Origin of the sequence: Paenibacillus sp. Pae15 (genome assembly GCF_024519685.1) — a bacterium.
Classification (GTDB): domain Bacteria; phylum Bacillota; class Bacilli; order Paenibacillales; family NBRC-103111; genus Paenibacillus_G; species Paenibacillus_G naphthalenovorans.
The window spans coordinates 1-1,692 of record NZ_JALJRM010000069.1; the positions used below are offsets into that span (position 1 = coordinate 1).

3 protein-coding genes are annotated in these 1,692 nt (G+C 46.9%); all 3 read left to right on the forward strand.

Annotation, left to right across the window (positions count from 1 at the left end):
* On the forward strand, positions 1 to 388 hold a 388-nt coding region (locus NR121_RS24870; protein ID WP_256832137.1), incomplete at its 5' end, for a hypothetical protein.
* A gap of 64 nt (positions 389 to 452) precedes the next feature.
* On the forward strand, positions 453 to 1,553 hold the full coding sequence (locus NR121_RS24875) for an IS256 family transposase (protein WP_256832138.1): 1,101 nt from the start codon (positions 453 to 455) through the stop codon (positions 1,551 to 1,553).
* 36 nt (positions 1,554 to 1,589) lie between these two features.
* The coding region (locus NR121_RS24880) for a transposase (RefSeq protein WP_256832139.1) at positions 1,590 to 1,692 on the forward strand (103 nt) is incomplete at its 3' end.

A 1,692-nucleotide genomic window follows, 5' to 3' on the forward strand; every position in this document is an offset into this window, starting at 1 on the left:
TTTTTTTGCGCCTGCAGGTCACAAATTCTGGTTACACAAACTATTGTACATCATCTCGCCTTTGTTAGATTATCAATTAGATGAGTTAAATTTAGAGAAATACTGTGAGATCACATCATTAGAGAAGATTGAGGATCAAATTCTAGTAATAATTTATATTTATACTAAAGAAAAAAATATTGACTATTTTTCCTTTGATGATATTGTGGCTGTTCTCAAAAATAAATTCAAGATTGCAATTAACCACAGAAAGGTACAATACTTTTTTGAAAAAAGCGGGACAAGATTTGATAAAAAGACTGAAAAAAGGCGGGCATATCATAAACTTATGCAAAGCGGAATCAAAGAAGCAGAAAGAATTATCGCCTCTCAACAATCGAGTCTGTAAAATCTTTTGTGTAAACTCCAAAACCAATTTACTATAAAAGTAGATGAAAGGTTGGGGAGCGCATATGGGATTGTGGACAAAGGAGCAGCTGCGTACATTCATTAAGGAGAACAAGCTGGTGACAGCGCAGGATGCCCAGAACGCACTGAGAGACTTGTTTGCGGAGACGATTCAGGAAATGCTTGAGGCTGAGATGGACACGCATCTGGGCTACGAGAAGCACGAGGTGAAAGCGAAGGCTACGCCCAATAGCCGAAACGGCAAAAGCAAGAAGACCGTTGTGAGCGAGTACGGCGAGCAGGAGATCCAAGTACCGCGCGACCGGCTGAGCGAGTTCGAACCGCTCGTGGTCAAAAAACATCAGTCGAACGTGACGGGCATTGAGGACCAGATTGTGGCGCTGTACGCCAAGGGTGTGAGCACCCGGGAGATCCAGGATCACCTGCAGAACCTGTACGGCATTGAGGTGTCGCCAACGCTCATTTCCAATGTCACAAACAAGCTCCTGCCGCTCATCAAGGAGTGGCAGAACAGGCCGCTGCAGGGCGTTTACGCGGTGGTCTTTCTGGACGCCATCCACTTCAAGGTCAAGCAGGATGGCGCCATTGTAAACAAGGCAGCGTATATGGTCATCGGCATTGATTTGGACGGCAGCAAGGATGTGCTGGGCATGTGGATTGGCGAGAATGAGTCAGCGAAGTTCTGGCTCAGCGTCCTAAACGAACTCAAGAACCGCGGCGTCCAGGATACCTCATCACCTGCGTGGACAACCTCACCGGCTTTACGCAGGCCATTTCCGCGTGCTATCAACACCGAAATTCAGAAGTGTGTCATCCACCAGATTCGCAACTCGACCCGCTATGTATCCTATAAGGATCTCAAGAAAGTCACCGCCGATCTAAAGCCGATCTACAAGGCTGCAACGGAAGACTTGGCTCTCCTGGAGCTTGATCGGTTTGAGGAAACGTGGGGTACGAAGTACCCGCTCATTATCCGATCGTGGCGCAATAACTGGCCGGAGATCGCCACCTTTTTTAAGTATCCGCCAGAGATCCGCAAGCTAATCTACACGACCAATATGATCGAGAGCTACCATCGCCAACTACGAAAGGTCACCAAGGGCAAAAGCATCTTTCCAACAGATTATAATGCTCCCATAGGCTGAGACACGGGAGCGTGAAAAATAAGTTATAATGAGATCATGGAAAAACGGAACCGATATACCTCAGAATTCAAGACGAAGGTTGTGCTGGAAGTGCTGAGAGAAGAGCAGACGGTGAATGAGATCGCAGGGAAGTACGAAC